Below are 17803 nucleotides of genomic sequence, written 5' to 3' on the forward strand. Positions count from 1 at the left end.
GCCTGCCGCCGGCCCTGATCCAGACCGCCGAGAACGACGTGCTGCGTGACGAAGGCGAAGCCTACGGCCGCAAGCTCGACCAGGCCGGCGTGCCGGTGACCGTCACCCGCTACAACGGCATGATCCATGACTTCGGCCTGCTCAATCCGCTGGCCACCCTGCCGGGCGTGCGCTCCCAGGTGCTGCAGGCCGGCACCGAGCTCAAGAAAGCCCTGGCGCAGTAAAGCTTCTCTCCTCGCGGACCGGTCCGCGTTTGGCCGCCTACGGGCGGCCTTTTTTCGTCTGGACGAAAAGTGTTGTAACGGAACTACCACGCACGACAGTTCTTCTTTTCATTTTTGCTAAGCTAAGTAGTAATATTACACAGTGACCGATGGCCACCGCTGCCGACGAGTCCAAGCCTCACCTAGAAGGCAGCGCAAACAAAGAAGAACGAGGAGACACAATGTCGAACGGACGTAGTTTCACTTCACGGCTGCGCACGCTCGCGGCCTTGCTGGGCGCTGCCGGCGTGCTGGCCGCCTGCGGCGGCAGCAGCGATGGCACCAGCGCCAGCGCCAGCATGAGCGGCAGCCGCGCGCTGGCCGCCACCACGGCGGCCGCCGCCGAGCCGGTCGCCGCCGGCAGCATCCGCATCCATTTCCGCCGTGTGCAGGGCGACACCGCCCAATGGGGCGTGTATTCCTGGGACGGCCCGCAAAACCCCAGCTCGGCCTGGATCACCGACCGCTTCATGTTCAGCAAGGCCGACGCCTTCGGCGGCTACGTGGACATCCCGCTCGCGGCCGGCAAGTCGGCGATCTGGTTCCTGGTCACCGACGGCAGCGGCACCAAGAACTGCAACGCCGACCAGCGCGCCGGGCTGAACGCCGACGTCTACCAGAAGGGCCAGGAAATCTGGCTGCTGGAAGGCGACTGCACCATCTACGACAAGGAACCGGCGCCGAGCTTCGGCAGCCTGGCCCTGGCCGGCGCCCACTGGCTGTCGGCGCGCCACCTGGCCTGGCCCGGCGCCCCGTCGAGCGGCAGCTATCGCCTCTACTATGCGAAAGAGGGCGGGCTCGGCGCCGCCGCCGAGGGCGTGACCGGGGCCGACGGCAGCTTCGCCCTGCAGCCGGCCAGCCTGCCGGACGGGGTGCGCCAGAAGTTCCCGCACCTGGCCGGCGCCACCGGCCTGGCCCTGTCGACCCAGGATGCGGCCGCCGCCGCCCAACTGGCCAGCGCCCAGTTCGCGATCGCCCAGTTCGGCCCGGATGGCCGCCTGGTGCAGGTGACTTCGCTGCAAACCGCCGGCATGCTCGACGAGGTATTTGCGAGCAAGGCCGCCAGCGCCCAGCTGGGCCTGAGCTTTGACCGCGCCGGCCGGCCGACCTTCCGCGTCTGGGCCCCGACCGCGCGTTCGGTCGCGCTCGACCTCTACCCGAACGCGGATGCGCCGGCCACCAGCCAGGTGCCGATGGTGCGCGACGACAGCGGGGTATGGAGCTATACCGCGCCCGACGGCTCGATCACCAACCGCGCCTGGTACACCTACACCGTCAAGGTGCTGTCGCGCTGGGCGAACAATGCGGTGGTCACCAACACCGTCACCGATCCGTATTCGGTGAGCCTGAACGCCAACGGCCGCCGCAGCTTCGTCGCTGACCTCGACAGCCAGGCCCTGAAGCCGGCCGGCTGGGACCACCAGCGCCTGCCGAAACTCGAGCACCCGGCCGACATCTCGCTGTACGAGCTGCACGTGCGCGACTTCAGCGCCAGCGACGCCACGGTGCAGGCCAAGCACCGCGGCAAGTACCTGGCCTTCACCGAGCGCGACTCGAACGGCATGCGCCACCTGAAGTCGCTGCAGAAGGCCGGCCTGACCCACGTGCACCTGCTGCCGGTGTTCGACATCGCCAGCGTCGACGAAACCGGCTGCGTCACGCCCACCATCCCGAACGCCGGCCCGGACTCGGAAGCCCAGCAGGCGGCGGTCGACGCGGTGCGCGACAGCGACTGCTTCAACTGGGGCTACGACCCGGTCCACTACAACGCGCCGGACGGCAGCTACGCCACCAACGCCGCCGACGGCGCGAGCCGGGTGCGCGAGTTCCGCGCCATGGTCCAGTCCCTGCACGAGACCGGCCTGCGCGTGACCATGGACGTGGTGTTCAACCACACCAGCGGCTCGCAGCAGGGCCCGACCTCGGTGCTGGACAAGATCGTGCCGGCCTACTACTACCGCCTGAACGACAAGGGCGCCATCCTCAATGACAGCTGCTGCGCCGACACCGCGGCCGAGCACACGATGATGGGCAAGCTGATGATCGATTCGGTGGCGCTGTGGGCCAGGCACTACCAGGTCGACAGCTTCCGCTTCGACATCATGGGCATGGCGCCGCTCGAGCTGATGAAGCGCCTGCAGCAGGAAGTCAACCGCGCCGCCGGCCGCGAGATCTATCTCTACGGCGAAGCCTGGAATTTCGGCGCGGTCGGCAACGACGCCCGCTCCGTGCAGGCGCGCCAGGCCAACATGTACGGCAGCGGCATCGGTTCCTTCAACGACCGCATCCGCGACGCGGTGCGCGGCGGCGGCTGCTGCGACGGCGGCATCAACCTGGTGAGCCAGCAGGGCTTCATCAACGGCGCCTGGCTGGATCCGAACGCCCAGGCCAACCAGAGCAAGGACGACCTGCTGCGCCTGGCGGACCTGGTGCGCGTCGGCCTGTCCGGCACCCTGCGCGACTACCGCTTCACCGACCGCAGCGGCGCGCTGCGCAGCAATGCCGAGATCGACTACTTCGGCCAGCGCGCGGGCTTCGCGGCCAACCCGGCGGAGGTCATCAACTACATCGAGGCGCACGACAACCAGACCCTGTTCGACATCAACGCGCTGCGCCTGCCGCAGAACACGCCGCTGGCCGAGCGCGTGCGGGTGCAGAACCTGGGCGCGGCCATCGTGCTGCTGTCGCAAGGCCTGCCCTTCATCCATGCGGGGCAGGAGATCCTGCGCTCCAAGTCGCTGGACCGCGATAGCTACAACGCGGGCGACTGGTTCAATCGCCTCGACTACAGCTACGCGAGCAACAACTTCGGCGTTGGCCTGCCGATGGCGGGCGTGAACCGCGATAACTGGAGCATCATGCAGCCAGTGCTGGCCAATCCGCTCATCAAGCCGGACAGCCGGGCGATCATGAGCGCGCGCGAGGTGTTCGAGGAATACCTCGCCATCCGCAACGACAGCGCCTTGTTCCGCCTGCGCAGCGCCCAGGACGTGCAGCAGCGGCTGCGCTTCTTCAACACCGGCCCGGCCCAGGTGCCCGGCGTGATCGTGATGCGCATCGACGGCGAGCAGCCGAGCCGCTACCGCGACGCCCACTACCGCAGCGTGGTGGTGGTGTTCAACGTCGACAAGGCGGCCAAGACGGTGGCGGTTCCCGAGCTGAGGGGACAGAAGCTGTCGCTGCACAAGCTGCAGCGCAAGTCGGCCGACGCGGCCCTGCGCGGCGCGTCCTACGATCCGGCCAGCGGCAGCTTCAGCGTGCCGGCCCGCAGCGCGGTCGTGTTCGTCGACTGAGGCGCCTGCGCCAAGAAGAAAGGGCCGTGGACGCCTTGCGTCCACGGCCCTTGAAGCATGCGCCGGATCGCCGGCGGCTTACATCTTGCCGTTCGGGTTGTTGAAGCCGCCGCTTTCGCGCAGCACGCGCTCCAGTTCCTCGCCGCTGGTCACCTTGGTCGTATCGGTGCGCTTCGGGTCTTTCTTCGAGAACAGCGTGCCGGTCGGAACGTAGCGGTCGTCATAGGCGAGCTTCTCGCCCGGCTTGGTGTCGGCGGACGGGGCTGCGCAAGCGGCCAGCAGCACGCTGGCGCAGACCAGCGTCATGGTGATCTTCATGTATGTATCTCTCCGTAAAATTGGTTATGCAGCTCGCATCCTCGCTTATCTCGTGCAAACTGCGCGTACCATTTTAATATCAGTCTGGTCGGAAAGCACCTTTTCGACACCATCCATTTTCAAAGTACGCATGCCGTCGTCGAGCGCGGCCGTGCGTAGCGCGCCGGCGCGGGCGTGCTCGACGATCAGGCGCTTGAGCGTGTCGCTGCCGAGCATCAGTTCGTGCAGGCCGACGCGGCCGCGATAGCCCTTGTTGCATTCCTCGCAGCCGTGCGCGCGGTAGAGGGTGAAACGGCCCTCGCCATCGGCGTGGCGGGCGCGCCATCCGGCCAGCACGGCCGCGCGTGCGCCTTCGGGGTCGGCGCGGAAGGCGGCGGTCGCGGCCAGGTCTTCGCAGTATTCGGCCAGCAGGGCCTCGATTTCTTCCGCGTCCGGGTGGTAGGGCTGGCGGCAGGAAGCGCACAGGCGGCGCGCCAGGCGCTGGGCCAGCACGCCGAGCAGGGCGTCGGCGAAATTGAAGGGGTCCATGCCCATGTCCATCAGGCGCACGATCGATTCCGGCGCGCTGTTGGTGTGCAGGGTCGCCAGCACCAGGTGGCCGGTGAGCGAGGCTTCGATGGCGATGCCGACCGTCTCGCGGTCGCGCATCTCGCCGACCATGATCACGTCGGGGTCGGCGCGCAGGAAGGCCCGCATCACGGTGGCGAAATCCAGGCCCGCCTTGCGGTTCACCTGCACCTGGCGCAGCCCCTTCTGGGTGATCTCGACCGGGTCCTCGGCGGTCCAGATCTTGGTTTCCGGCGTGTTCAGGTGGGCCAGGATCGAGTGCAGGGTGGTGGTCTTGCCCGAGCCGGTGGGGCCGCACACCAGGAACAGGCCATAGGGCTGCTCGATCGCCGGGCGCAGGCGGTCCAGGTTGGCGGGCAGGATGCCGAGCCGCTCCAGGGGGATCGGCTCGCCCGCCTGCAGGATGCGCATCACCACGTCCTCGACCCCGCCGGCGGACGGGATGGTGGCCACGCGCAGCTCGATGTCGAGCGGGCCGTACTTGCGGAAGCGGATCTTGCCGTCCTGGGGCTTGCGCCGTTCCGAGATGTCGAGGTCGCACATGATCTTGACCCGCGCGACCAGGGCGTTGCGGTAGCTGGCCGGGATCTCGACGTAGGGCACCAGCACCCCGTCCTTGCGGAAGCGGATCGCGGTCTTGCCCTTGCCCGGCTGGGGCTCGATGTGGATGTCCGAGACGCCCTGGCGGTGGGCGTCGACGATCACCTTGTTCAGCAGGCGCACCAGTTCGTTCTCGACCGCCTCGGACACATCGGCCGGGGCGTCCGCGTCCTCGCCGTCCTCGAGGTCCGAGAGCAGCTCGCCGACCGACTGCGCGCCGGCCGCGCCCAGGCCGAAGAAGGCGTCCAGGGTCTGGCGGAATTCCTGGCGCGTGCTCACGCGCCAGCTGACTTTCGCCTTGGGGAAAAGCTGGGACACGATGCGCGAGGCGGCGCTGCGCTCGGGGTCGAGGGCCAGCACCACCAGGCCTTCGCCCGCGTCCTCGAGCGGCAGCCAGCCGTTCTCCTCGACGTACTGGGCCTTCAGGTGGCGCAGCAGCTCGACCGGCTTGATCCGGTCCGGGCGGAAGGGCTCGTAGGGCACGCGGTAGAAGCGCGACAGGGCGGCGCCGATGGCGGCGCGGCTGACGCGCAACTCGTCCAGCAGCAGGTCTTCGAGGCACAGGCCGCGGTCGCGCGCGGCGCGGGTGGCCGCCTCCAGCTCGGCGGCGGAGATGACCGCGTCCTGCGCCAGCGCGTCGTACTTGCCGCGCACGGCCGGCGGACGCAGGCGCCGGTCGAGGGCCACGGCCAGGGTCTCGCACAGCTCGCGCAGGCCGTCCAGGTAGAAGGCCGGGAAGGGGCCGCCGGCGCGGTGGTTGATGAACTGGACCACGCCAAGCAGCTCGCCGCGCGCGGTCAGCAGCGGCGCGACCAGCATCTCGCGGGTGCGGTAGCCGGTGCGCTGGTCGACGCCGCGCTGGAACTGGAGCGCGGGCGAGAGCCGGCGCAGCTCCTCCTCGTCGTAGACGTCGGCGAGCGCCACCGTCTGGCGCGACTGGGCCACGAAGCCGGCCACCGAGCCGGGACCGAGCGGCAGGCGCAGCTCGCGGAAGGTGCTCAGGCCGGTCTTGACCCGCGACACAATGTGTTCCTGGTCCGGCGCCAGGGCGTACAGGGTGAAGCGGTCGGCATCGAAGAGCTCGCAGAAATCCAGCCCCAGGTCGAGCATGATCTCGTCCAGGTTGGCGGTGGCGTGGATGCGGGTGGTGATCCGCTGCAGCCCGGCCAGGAAGGCCAGGCGCGGATCGGGCCCCTCGGCGGCGCGCGCGCCGCCGTCCTCCAGGCTCATAGCGCGACTTCCAGGCCTTCGTAGGCCAGGAACACCTTCAGCTCGCCCATGCGCGCGGCGAAGCGCGCGCACACCGCCGCGAAGGCCGCCTCCAGCTCGTCGTCGCCGCGGGTCGGCTCGTGGTGGGTGCAGTACAGGGCGCGCGCGCCGACCCGCAGCGCCATCTCGAAGGCCGCGTCGAAGGTGCCGTGGCCCCAGCCCAGCTTGGACGGGTATTCCTCGATGGTGTAGGAGCAGTCGACGATCAGGGCGTCGACCCCGCGCATCGCGGCGTCGATCTCGCGCTGGCGCCGGGCCAGGTGTTCCTCCTGGCGCGCGTGTTCCAGGCTGCCGGCCGGGTGCGGATTGTGCCAGGGCTCGTGGTCGCCGGTGAAGAACAGCGACTTGCCGCCGCAGGACACGCGATAGCCGAGGTTGGTGACCGGGTGGTTCATCAGCACGTTCGAGACCAGGGCGTCGGCCGCCTCCACCTGGGCGCCGATGGCCAGGGTGCGGTATTCGAGGGTGGCGCCGAGCTGGGCTTCGCTGACCGGGAAATAGCTGTTCTGGAGCTGCACGCTCATCACGTGCTCGATGCCGTTGCCGGTGACCGGATCGGTGGCGCCGTGCAGGCGCACCCGGCTGCCCTTGAGGAAGAGCGGCGTGAAGAAGGGCAGGCCGTGGATGTGGTCCCAGTGGCTGTGGGTGATGAAGATGTTGGCCGCGATGCCCACGCCCTCGCCAGTGCCTTCGCCCGCGCCGCGGCGCGCCAGCAGGTGCTGGGCCAGCGGGAACAGGCCGGTGCCGGCGTCCAGCACGATCAGGGCGCCCTCGTCGGTGCGCACCTCGATGCAGGTGGTGTTGCCGCCGTAGCGCACGGTGCGCGGGCCCGGGGACGGGATCGATCCCCGCACCCCCCAGAAGCGGAATTTCATCTGTACTCCCTGGCCGGAAGCGAGGTTTCCCGGCGTGTTGTCGTTATGAGAATAGGCCGATGATAGCGGGTTTGTGTCTGGAAAGCTCCAAAAATTGCGGATTATCACGGGACTTGTGTACAGCGAGCGGTAACAAAGCTACACTGGCACAAAGTTACCAATTAGTAATCTAACTTGCCGCCCATCATGGAAGAGCTGAACCCGTCCCAAGTCGCGCAACGCCTGCACCAGCTGACCGAAGTCAGCGTCGCGCTGGGCGACACCCGCGACACCGCCGCGCTGCTCGACCGCATCCTGAGCGTGGCCAAGCACATGACCGACGCCGACGGCGGCACCCTGTACCGGCCCAGCGAGGACCGCCAGAGCCTGTGCTTCCACATCTCGATCAACGACACCCTGGGCATCTACCACGGCGGGGTGAGCGGCAAGCCGATCGACATCCAGCCGGTCCCGCTGTACGACGCCTACGGCAACAAGAACCTGGCCTCGGTGGCGGCCTACGCGGCCAACTTCAACCAGTCGGTCAACATCGAGGACGTGTACAAGGCGGACGTCTTCAACTTTTCCGGCATGCGCGCCTTCGACGCCGCCTTCGGCTACCACTCCAAGTCCTTCCTGACGGTGCCGATGACCGACCACGAGGGCGAGCTGGTGGGCGTGCTCCAGCTGGTCAACGCCAAGGACCCTGAGACCGGCGCGATCCGCGCCTTCACCCAGACCGACCAGCGCTTCATCGAGGCGCTCGCGGCCCAGGCCGCGGTGGCGCTCACCAACCAGCAGCTGGTGCGCCAGCTCGAAGGCCTGCTGGAAGCCCTGGTCAACCTGATCAACATCGGCATCGACGAGAAATCGCCCTACACCGGGCGCCACTGCCAGTTCGTGCCCGAGCTGACCATGATGCTGGCCGAGGCCGTGCACGGGACCACCCAAGGCCCGCTGGCGCAGTTCAGCATGACCGAGGGCGACCGCAAGGAGCTGTGGCTGGCCGGCCTGCTGCACGACTGCGGCAAGATCACCACGCCGGTGCACGTGGTCGACAAGGCGACCAAGCTGCAGACCATCTTCGACCGCATCCACATGATCGACACCCGTTTCGAGGTGCTGCTGCGCGACGCCGAGATCCGCGCCCTGCGCGCGCGCCTGGAACCGGGCGCGAACCCTGAGGCGATCGAAGACCGACTGGCCTCGGAGCAGACGCGCCTGCGCGCCGACCGCGACTTCCTGCGCCAGGCCAACATCGGCGGCGAAGGCATGTCGCCGGACGACCAGGAGCGCGTGCGCCGCATCGCGCGCACCCGCTGGCTGGGACCGGACGGGCAGGAGCAGGATCTGCTGAGCGCCGAAGAGGTGCTCAACCTCACGGTGCGCTTCGGCACCCTGACCGACGAAGAGCGCAAGATCATCAACAACCACATCGTGGTGACGATCCGCATGCTGGAGTCGCTGCCCTGGCCGAAGCACCTCAGGAACGTGCCGGAATACGCGGGCGGCCACCATGAGCGCATGGACGGCAAGGGCTATCCGCGCGGCCTGACCGGCGAGCAGATGTCGGTCCAGGCGCGCATCATGGCGATCGCCGACATCTTCGAGGCGCTGACCGCGCGCGACCGGCCCTACAAGAAGGGCAAGACCCTGTCCGAGTCGCTCCACATCCTCGGCAAGTTCGCCCTCAACGGCCACATCGATCCGAACCTGTTCGACGTCTTCGTGCGGCGCAAGGTCTACCTCGAGTTCGCGCGCAAGAACCTCGACCCCTCGCAGATCGACGAGGTCGACGAGGCGGCGATTCCCGGCTATACCCCGTAAGCGCAAGTGGTGGGCATAGCGGGCATGGCGCGCATCCGGCAGCTTCTGTCCCGGTACGGCGGGCGCTGGGCGCTCGGCCTGCTGCTCACCCTCGGCGCGCTGGCCTACGTGTTCGGCTTCTGGAGCAGCCATGCGATCGCGCGCCAGGACACCATCGTCGCCGACCTGCGCATGCGCCTCGAACCGGTCGAGCTCGACCCCGCCATCGTCATCGTCGACATCGACACCCGCAGCCTGAACGAGGTCGGGCGCTTCCCCTGGAGCCGCAACGTGGTGGCGCGGCTGGTGCAGCAGCTCACCCGGCACTACGAAGCGGGGGCGGTGGGCTTCGACGTGTCCTTCCCCGAGGCCGACACCAGTTCCGGCTACGCGGTGCTGGAGCGCCTCGCGCGGCAAGAGCTGAAGGACGTGCCCGGCCTGCGGCGCGAGCTGGGCCAGCTCAAGGATTCGCTCGACTACGACGGGCTGCTGGCGGCGGCCCTGCGCGGCCAGCCGGTGGTGCTGGGCTTTAACGCCTCGCACGACCAGGCCAAGGGCGTGCTGCCGGCGCCGGCCTTCACCACGGAAGACCTCAACGGGCGCGAGCTGACCGCGTATTCGATGCCCGGTTTCGAGGCCAACATCGCGCGCCTGCAGGAGGCGGCGGCCGGCGCCGGCATCTTCACCACCATGCCCGGCGCCGACGGCCTGGTGCGCAGCTCGCCCCTGGTCTGGCGCATCCGCGACGGCTTCTATCCTTCGCTCTCGGTGGCCACCATCGCCGCCTACGTCGGGGCGAGCGCGATCAAGCCGCGCTTCGACAAGCCGGTCGACGAACTCTCCGAGCTCGAGCGCCGCGCCGGCGCCGCCGACTGGCTCGACATCTACTTTCCCGGCAACCGGGTCGCGATTCCGGTCGGCGAAGCCCTGGGCGCCACCATCCAGTTCCGCGGCAGCGGCGGCCCGGCGGGCGGCGCCTTCCGCTATGTCTCGGCCGCCGACGTCCTGTCCGGCAAGGCGCCGAAGGCGGTGCTGGAGGGCGCGATCGTCCTGGTCGGCACCACTGCGCCCGGCCTGCAGGACCTGCGCGCCACGCCGGTCAGCGCGGTCTTTCCCGGCGTCGAGGTGCACGCCAACCTGATCAAGTCGATGCTGGACGGCCGCTTCAAGCTGCGTCCCTGGTGGGCCCAGGCGGTCGAGGGCATCCAGGTGCTGGTGGTGGGGCTGGTGCTGAGCCTGGCGCTGGCGGTCCTGCCGCCCGCCGGGGCGGTGCTGGCGGCGCTGCTGGCCTTCGCCGCCTGCGCCGGCTTCAACTGGTACGCCTACGCCGAACTGGACGCCACCCTCGACCTCTTCATCTGCCTGCTGCTGGTGGGCGCGCTGTTCGTGCTCAACCTGGGCTGGGGCTACTTCTTCGAGTTCCGCAAGGGCAGGGCGCTGGTCTCGCGCTTCGGCGAATACGTGGCGCCGGAGCTGGTGGCGAAGATGGCCGAGGATCCCGAGGCCTACACCATGGATGGCGAGAACCGCGAACTGTCCGTCATGTTCGTCGACGTGCGCGGCTTCACCACCATCTCCGAGGGCTTGAGCCCGAAGGAGCTGCGCGAGTACATCAACCTGTATCTGACCGCGATGTCCGAGGACATCCGCTCCAGCCACCAGGGCACGCTCGACAAGTACATCGGCGACGCCGTGATGGCCTTCTGGGGTGCGCCGGTGGCCTTCGCCGACCACGCCAGCCGGGCGGTGGCGACCGCGCTGCTGATGCAGGCCAGCGCGGCGCGCCTGAACCGCGCCTTCCTGGCGCGCGGCTGGCCGGAACTGAAGATCGGCATCGGCGTGAACAGCGGCCCGATGCACGTGGGCGACATGGGCTCGGCGATCCGCCGCGCCTACACCGTGATGGGCGACGCCGTGAACCTGGCCGCGCGCCTGGAAGGCATCACCAAGGTCTACGGGGTCGGCGTCGCGGTGGGCGAGGCCACCCGCCTGGCCGCGCCGGAATTCGCCTACCGCGAGCTGGACCGGGTGCGGGTCAAGGGCAAGAACGAGCCGGTCGCCATCTTCGAGCCGCTCGGCCGCGCGGACGCGCTCGACCCGGCCCTCCATGCCGAGCTGGCGGCCTGGGAGGCGGCGCTCGCGCTGCTGCGCAGCCGCCAGTGGGAAGCGGCGCATTCCGCCGTGGCGGCCCTGCACGCGGCCCATCCCGAGGTGGGTCTTTACCCGCTCTACCTGGAGCGTATCGCCCGCTACCGCGCCGATCCGCCGGGCGAGGACTGGGAGGGGGTCACCAGCTTCGACACCAAGTAGCCCGGCCATGCAGACGTGTATCCGAACAGCAACGCCGCGCTCCACGGCTTCCCCCTCCGCGTGGGGGAAGTTTCCGGAATTACTCTAATTTTTCTCCTCTGCAACTAAAAGCTGGTTACACTCGTTTTGCGTGCTGCCCGCCGACGCCCGCTCCAGCTGACCGAACAAGAACGACCACCCTAGAGCCATCAGAATGAAACAACGCTTTGCACGCCTGCTTGCAGGCTCCGTGCTTGCCGCCGCCGTGAGCGCGGCCTGGGCGCAGGAGCCCGCGCCCCAGGCGCCAGCGGACGACGTGGTCCGCTTCGAGATCAGCCGCTTCGAGGTCAGCGGCAACACCCTGCTGGACGAGGGCGAGATCGCGCGCGCCACCGCGCCCTTCACCGGCGCGCGGCGCGACTTCGGCGACGTCCAGCGCGCCCTCGAGGCCCTGGAAAGCCTGTACCACGCGCGCGGCTATAACTTGGTGACGGTCCAGCTGCCCGAGCAGGAGCTCGGCGGCGGGGTGGTGCGCCTGAACGTGCTCCAGACCCGGATCGGCAAGATCAAGGTGAGCGGCAACCGCCATGCCGGCGTGGAGAACGTGCGCCGCAGCCTGCCGGCGCTGCGCGAAGGCGAGACCCCGAACCTGGACCAGGTGTCGGCCAACCTCAAGCTGGCCAACGACAACCCGGCCCGCAAGATCAAGCTGAGCCTGGGCAGCGGGGCCGAGGACGAGACCGTCGACGCCGGCGTCGAGGTCCAGGACCAGCGCCCGTGGAGCGTGATGCTCAACCTCGACAACACCGGCACCGGCGCGACTGGCGACACCCACGCCGGCGTGGTGCTCCAGCACGCCAACCTGTGGGGCCGCGACCACGTCGCCAGCCTGCAGTACACCACCACGGTCGAGCACCCGGACCAGGTCAGCGTCTGGGGACTGGGCTATCACGTGCCGCTGTACGCGCAGAACGCCGCGCTCGACTTCTATGCCAGCTATTCCGACGTCGATTCGGGCGTGGTGAGCGCCGGCGTGTTCGACCTGGCCGTCAGCGGCCGCGGCGCGGTCTATGGCGCGCGCTATACGAAGATCCTGCCCAAGGCCCGGCTGGGCGGCCGCGAGTTCGAAGCGCGCCTGCTGTTCGGCCTGGACGTCAAGGCCTACAAGAACAGCGTGCTGTTCCAGCGCGAGGACTTCGGCAACGACGTCACCGTGCGCCCCCTGAGCCTGGGCTACGCCGGCCGCGTGGCGCTGGATGGCGGCGAAGCCAGCTTCGCCTTGAGCCTGCTGCGCAACCTGCCGGGCGGCTCGCGCGGCGCGGACGAGGATTTCCGCCGCGCGCGCCTGGGCGCAAAGCCCGGCTACGCGGCCCTGCGCGCCTCGGCCGCCTGGACCCAGGCCCTGGGCGCCAGCGACTGGCAGGCGCGCCTGCTGCTCAACGGGCAGCTCACGGGCGACGCGCTGGTGCCGGGCGAGCAGTTCGGCGCCGGCGGCGCGGCCAGCGTGCGCGGCTTCGACGAGCGCCAGCTCGCGACCGACTCGGGCCTGGCGGCCAACCTCGAGCTGTACAGCCCGAACTGGTGCGGCGGCGGCTGGCAGTGCCGCCTGCTGGCCTTCCACGACGCCGCCCATGGCCGCCGCAAGCACGCGCTGCCGGGCGAAGCGGCCAGCGCCAGCATCGCCAGCGCCGGCCTGGGCCTGCGCCTGGCCGCCGGCAGCGCGGTCTCGGTGCAAGTCGATTACGGACATGTGGTGAAAGAAGGCGGCTTGAACGACGCCGGCAGCGGCAAGCTGCACGTGCGCATTGGCCTGGCCTACTAGGAGCACGCGATGAGAACAGCATTCAACAAGATCCGTTTCACGGCGCTCGCGGCGGCCGCCAGCTTGTGCATCGGCGCCGCGGCGCAGGGCGCGCCGGCCCAGCCCCAGGTGGTGGCTGGCCAGGCCAGCTTCGCGCAGCACGGCAACGTCTTCTCGATCACGAACACGCCGGGCGCCATCATCAACTGGCAGAGCTTCTCGGTGAACCCGGGCGAGATCACCCGCTTCATCCAGCAAAGCAGCGACAGCGCGGTGCTCAACCGCATCCTGGGCCAGGACCCGAGCCGCATCCTGGGCGCCCTGCAGTCGAACGGCAAGGTGTTCCTGATCAACCCGAACGGCATCCTCTTCGGGCGCGACGCGCGCGTGGACGTCAACGGCCTGGTGGCCTCGACCCTGCAGATGAGCGACGCCGACTTCCTGGCAGGGCGCCGCCGCTTCAGCGCCGGCGCCGTGGCGGGCGGCGTGCGCAACGAAGGCGCGATCACCACCCCGGGCGGCGGCCAGGTCTTGCTGGTGGCCCCCCAGGTCGAGAACAGCGGCCTGATCACGGCCCCGAACGGCGAGGCGCTGCTGGCCGCCGGGCGCAGCGTGGAGCTGGTCGATTCCGGCAACCCCGACCTGCACGTGGTGGTGGCGGCTCCTGGCGACCAGGCGCTCAACCTGGGCCGGGTGGTCGCGGCCAGCGGCAAGGTCGGCATCTACGGCGCCCTGGTCAGGCAGCGCGGCGCGCTCAACGCCGACAGCGCGGTGGTGGGCGAGAACGGCAGGATCGTGCTCAAGGCCAGCCGCGACACGGTGCTGGAGGCGGGCAGCGTGACCAGCGCCACCGGCGCCGGCAAGGGCGGCGACATCCGCCTGCTGGGCGAGCGCGTGGGCCTGGCCGGCGACGCGGCGGTGGACGCCAGCGGCGACCTGGGCGGCGGCAGCGTGCTGGTGGGCGGTGACTGGCAGGGCAAGAACCCGCTGCTGCCGAATGCGCGCCAGACCTGGTTCGGCCAGGACGCCACGATCCGCGCCGACGCCCGCGTGGCGGGCCAGGGCGGCAAGGTGGTGCTGTGGGCCGACGACGCCACCGGCGCCTACGGCAGCATCTCGGCGCGCGGCGCCGGCAGCGGGCGCGGAGGCCAGGTCGAGACCTCGGGCCACGAGCTCGACATCGCCGGCATCCGGGTCGACGCCGGCAGCGCAGCGGGCGCCAAGGGCAGCTGGCTGCTCGACCCCTACGACATCGAGGTGGTGAGCACCGGCGCCGACAGCGCGGCCGACGCCGCCCTGTTCAGCCGCAACCCAAGCGGCACCACGAAAGTGTCGGCCGCGACCCTGCGCGCCACCAATGCCGACATCGTGCTGCAGGCGCTGCGCGACCTCAGCTTCAACGACGATCTCGACACGCCCTACAGCCTGCGCGCCGAGGCGGGCCGCGACATCATCGTCAACGGCGCGATCACCTCGACCGGCGGCAGCCTGGACTTCCGCGCCGGGAATGCCTTCGTGCTCAAGGCCGGCGCAAGGCTCGCCAGCCGCGAGTTCATCGACTTCAAGGCCGCCAGCATGGACTTCCAGGGCAGCGTGGTGGGCGTCGACGGCGTCAAGCCGCTGGTCTCCTTCAGCAGCGCCAGCGCGGGCAGCGCGATCTACGTGCGCGAAGCGGCGCTCGGCGCGCCGGGACTGGTCCTGAAGCCCTCGCAACTGGCGGCCATGCAGGCCTACGGCTACAGCATCGGCAACAGCGCGCATACGAGCCTGATCGGCATCGAGGATGCGCTGACCCTGAACGGCAACCTGGTGCTCGACACCGGCGGCGCGGTCAACCTGCGCTCGCAAGTGCGCCTGGTCGCCCCAGGCGCTCAGTTCATCGCCAACCTGCACCCGAGGCAGGGCGGCGGCAGCATCAGGCTGGAAAGCGGCAGCCTGGTGGAAGCCGCAGGCGCGGTGCGGCTGAGCGCGGGCGCCCTGGTGCTGAACGGCGGCCTGCGCGCCGGCAGCATCACGGCCGCCGCCGGCGCGGGCGGCATCGAGAACGGCGGCCTGCTCGAAGCGGCCGGCCTGGTCGACCTGAGCTCGCTCGCTGCCATCATGCAGGGCAGCGGCAAGGTCAAGGCCCAGAGCCTCAAGCTCGATGCGGTCAACATCCTGATGAACGGGGCCAACGAGGTCGGGACCCTGGCCGGCGCGGCTTCGGGCAACGCCTTTCATTTCGCCTGGAGCGGCGAGCTGCACCTGGGCAGCGTGGGCGGCATGTCGGGCCTGCGCTCGGGCACCGAGCTGCGCCTGAGCGGCGGCGCCCTGTGGGTCGATGCGGCCAGCGAAGCCACCGCGGTGACGGTGAACGCCGCCGGCATCCGCGGCGACGGCACGCTCAAGGCCAACATGATGCTGCTCGAGTCCAGCGGCGGCGTCGGCACCCTGGCCAAGCCGCTGCGCACCAGCGCCAGCTATCTGTCGGCGCGCAACACGGGCTCCGGCGCCGACCCGATCCACATCCGCAACGACCGCGCCCTGACCATCAAGGACGTGGTCCAGGCCGGCCCGTCCAACGCCGGCGCCATCCTGGTCGAGAGCCAGGGCGGGCTGACCGTCGACAGCACCGAGGCTTACGAGACCGGGGTCAAGACCGGCAGCGGCGACATCACCCTGATCACCCACAGCCCGCTGACGGTCCACGGCAGCGTCACCTCCACCAGCGGCAACATCCGCCTGTTCGCCGACAATGGCGGCGCAGTGACCGTCAGCGCCGGCGCGCGCATCGACACCGCGGGCGGCCTCAAGGTCGAAGGCGGCAGCGCCAGCTTCGCGCCGGGCAGCGTGCTGGTGCCGGCCGAGCGCATGCAGGTCGTGCTCGGCGGCCCCGGCCAGCAGGAGCCGGATCCCACGCCCGATCCCGATCCCGAGCCGCAGGTGCCGACGCTGGCCGCCTGCCTGGCCAATCCCGCGCTGGCGGGCTGCGGCCCGGTGCTGCAGGCGGCCACCCAGGCCTGCGTGCTCAACCCGGACGGTCCGAACTGCAGCCAGGTGCTGCCGCGCCCCGAGGTCTGCCGGCTCAACCCGGCCACCCCGGGCTGCCAGGTGGTGCTGGAGCGGGAAGCCCTGCTGGCCTGCATCGCCAACCCATCGGGTCCGGGCTGCGGCGCCATCCTGCCGTCCTACGAGACCTGCGCGCTCAATCCCTCGAAGCTGGGCTGCGTGCCGGTGCTGGCCCAGCGCGCCGCGCTGGAAGCCTGCATCGCCGATCCGAAGGGCCCGAACTGCGGCAGCATCCTGCCGCCCCTGGCGCAGTGCCGGGTCAACGGCGGCATCCTCGGCTGCGCGCCGGTGCTGGCGCGCGCCGAATTCGAGGCCTGCCTGGCCACCCCGGGCGCGCCCGGCTGCGCCGCCGTGCTGCCCGCGCTCAGCGTGTGCAAGGCCAGCCCGGCGCTGGAAGGCTGCGCCCAGGTGATCCAGCTCACCTTCGACGCCTGCCTGGCCAAGCCCGGCGACGCCGCCTGCGTGGGCGTGCTGCCCAGCCTCTCGCAATGCGTGGCCGGGCCGGGCGCGCCGGGCTGCGAGGTGGTGCTGCCGACCCTGGCGCAGTGCATCGGCAGCCCGAGCCTGCAGGGCTGCTCGGTGCGCCTGCCGAGCATGGCCCAGTGCCTGGCCGACAAGAGCGCGGCCGGCTGCGAGGCGGTGCTGCCGCCGCTGGTGCTGTGCGCGGCCGAGCCGGCGCATCCTTCCTGCCGCCCGGCCACGCCCGACGGCAAGCCGGAAGGCAAGCCGGCGCCGAGCTCGCCGCTGGACGACACCGAGCGCGTCACGCACAGCCTGATCGAGGCGCTCACGCCCACGCGGCCCGGCGCCAGCCGGCCGGCCGCCCAGCTGCCGGGCGCCCGCGACGATGCGGACGAGCAGGGCAAGCCGGGCAAGAACGACAAGCAGGGCGGACCTGCGTCGGTGGACAACACTGGAGTGAAGAATGAAAAACCTGCTGCCAAGATGTATTGCAATTAAGGCCTTGCTGTTCGCGGCGCTGCTGGCCTTCGGCGGCGCGGCCTGGGCGGCGCAGGTGGCGGGCGTGATCACCCGCCTGTCCGGCCCCCTGATGGCCAGGAAGGCGGACGGCAGCGTCAAGGTGCTGGCCCTGCGCTCCGAGGTCGAAAGCGGCGACACCCTGGTGTCGGAAAAGAACACCTACGCCCAGATCAGGTTCGTGGACAACAGCGAGATCACGCTGCGGCCCGGCACCACCTTCAAGGTCGAGGATTTCTCGTACGACGAAGGCAAGCCGGACGCCGACAAGGCCAGCTACCAGCTGGTCAAGGGCGGCCTGCGTTCGATCACCGGCCTGATGGGCAAGCGCAACAAGGAGAAGTTCTCGCTCAAGACCCCGACCGCGACCATCGGCATCCGCGGCACCACCTTCATCGTGCAGTACGTGTCGCCCGCCGAACCCGCGCGCGGCAGCGCGCCCGGCACGCCGCCGGCCCTGCCGCCGGGCCTGCACCTGAGCGTCAGCGACGGCGCGATCATCGTCACCAGCAATGGCGGCGCGCTCGGCTTCCAGGCCGGCCAGTTCGGCTACGTGCCGAGCATCGACCAGCCGCCGGTGATCGTGCCCCAGAACCCGGGCCTGCAGTTCGCGCCGCCGCCGTCCTTCGAGGCCGGCAACGGCCTGGCGGGCGGTCCGGGCGGAGCCGGTCCCGAAAACGCGGTCGATTGCGTGGTGCGCTGAACGAAGCGCCGGGC

The 17803-nt window shown here is 70.0% G+C and carries 10 protein-coding genes; 7 read left to right on the plus strand and 3 right to left on the minus strand.

Features of this window, described 5'->3' with window-relative positions:
- Both B0920_RS00005 and pulA read left to right on the plus strand, forming a co-directional pair.
- On the plus strand, window positions 1-224 hold a 224-nt coding region (locus B0920_RS00005; protein WP_143745583.1), incomplete at its 5' end, for an alpha/beta hydrolase fold domain-containing protein.
- Between the two features lie 221 nt (window positions 225-445).
- Window positions 446-3556 (plus strand): pullulanase-type alpha-1,6-glucosidase, encoded by a 3111-nt coding sequence (gene pulA, locus B0920_RS00010; RefSeq protein ID WP_078030552.1) that lies wholly within the window; start codon window positions 446-448, stop codon window positions 3554-3556.
- Window positions 3557-3634: 78 nt separating this feature from the next.
- Here pulA and B0920_RS00015 read toward each other — a convergent pair whose 3' ends face one another.
- Genes B0920_RS00015 through B0920_RS00025 form a run of 3 tightly spaced genes read right to left on the minus strand, consistent with a single transcriptional unit; the run spans window position 3635 to window position 7185 of the window.
- Window positions 3635-3874: a hypothetical protein gene (locus B0920_RS00015; protein WP_078030553.1), complete on the minus strand. Its 240-nt coding sequence runs from the start codon at window positions 3872-3874 to the stop codon at window positions 3635-3637.
- Between the two features lie 45 nt (window positions 3875-3919).
- Window positions 3920-6271 (minus strand): GspE/PulE family protein, encoded by a 2352-nt coding sequence (locus tag B0920_RS00020; protein ID WP_078030554.1) that lies wholly within the window; start codon window positions 6269-6271, stop codon window positions 3920-3922.
- Window positions 6268-7185 carry an MBL fold metallo-hydrolase gene (locus B0920_RS00025; RefSeq protein WP_078030555.1) on the minus strand — a complete coding sequence of 306 codons (918 nt, stop codon included), beginning with the start codon at window positions 7183-7185 and terminating at the stop codon, window positions 6268-6270. The genes B0920_RS00020 and B0920_RS00025 overlap by 4 nt, the downstream gene beginning before the upstream one ends.
- Window positions 7186-7371: 186 nt before the next feature.
- Here B0920_RS00025 and B0920_RS00030 point away from each other — a divergent pair, with 186 nt between their 5' ends.
- From B0920_RS00030 to B0920_RS00050, 5 genes are all read left to right on the plus strand, one after another.
- Window positions 7372-8991, plus strand: a complete 1620-nt coding sequence (locus tag B0920_RS00030) for an HD family phosphohydrolase (protein ID WP_078033232.1) — start codon at window positions 7372-7374, stop codon at window positions 8989-8991.
- Window positions 8992-9015: 24 nt separating this feature from the next.
- A complete protein-coding gene (locus tag B0920_RS00035; protein ID WP_078030556.1) occupies window positions 9016-11280 on the plus strand; it encodes a CHASE2 domain-containing protein in 2265 nt (754 codons plus the stop codon).
- 193 nt (window positions 11281-11473) lie between these two features.
- Entirely contained in the window at window positions 11474-13081 is a 1608-nt protein-coding gene (locus B0920_RS00040) for a ShlB/FhaC/HecB family hemolysin secretion/activation protein (RefSeq protein ID WP_078030557.1), read from the plus strand.
- Between the two features lie 9 nt (window positions 13082-13090).
- Complete coding sequence (locus B0920_RS00045; protein WP_078030558.1) at window positions 13091-17068, plus strand: filamentous hemagglutinin N-terminal domain-containing protein; 3978 nt, start codon at window positions 13091-13093, stop codon at window positions 17066-17068.
- Entirely contained in the window at window positions 17034-17789 is a 756-nt protein-coding gene (locus tag B0920_RS00050; RefSeq protein ID WP_078030559.1) for a FecR domain-containing protein, read from the plus strand. Before B0920_RS00045 ends, B0920_RS00050 begins: the two co-directional genes overlap by 35 nt.
- Window positions 17790-17803: the final 14 nt, after the last annotated feature.

Origin of the sequence: Massilia sp. KIM (assembly GCF_002007115.1) — a bacterium.
Classification (GTDB): Bacteria; Pseudomonadota; Gammaproteobacteria; order Burkholderiales; family Burkholderiaceae_D; genus Telluria.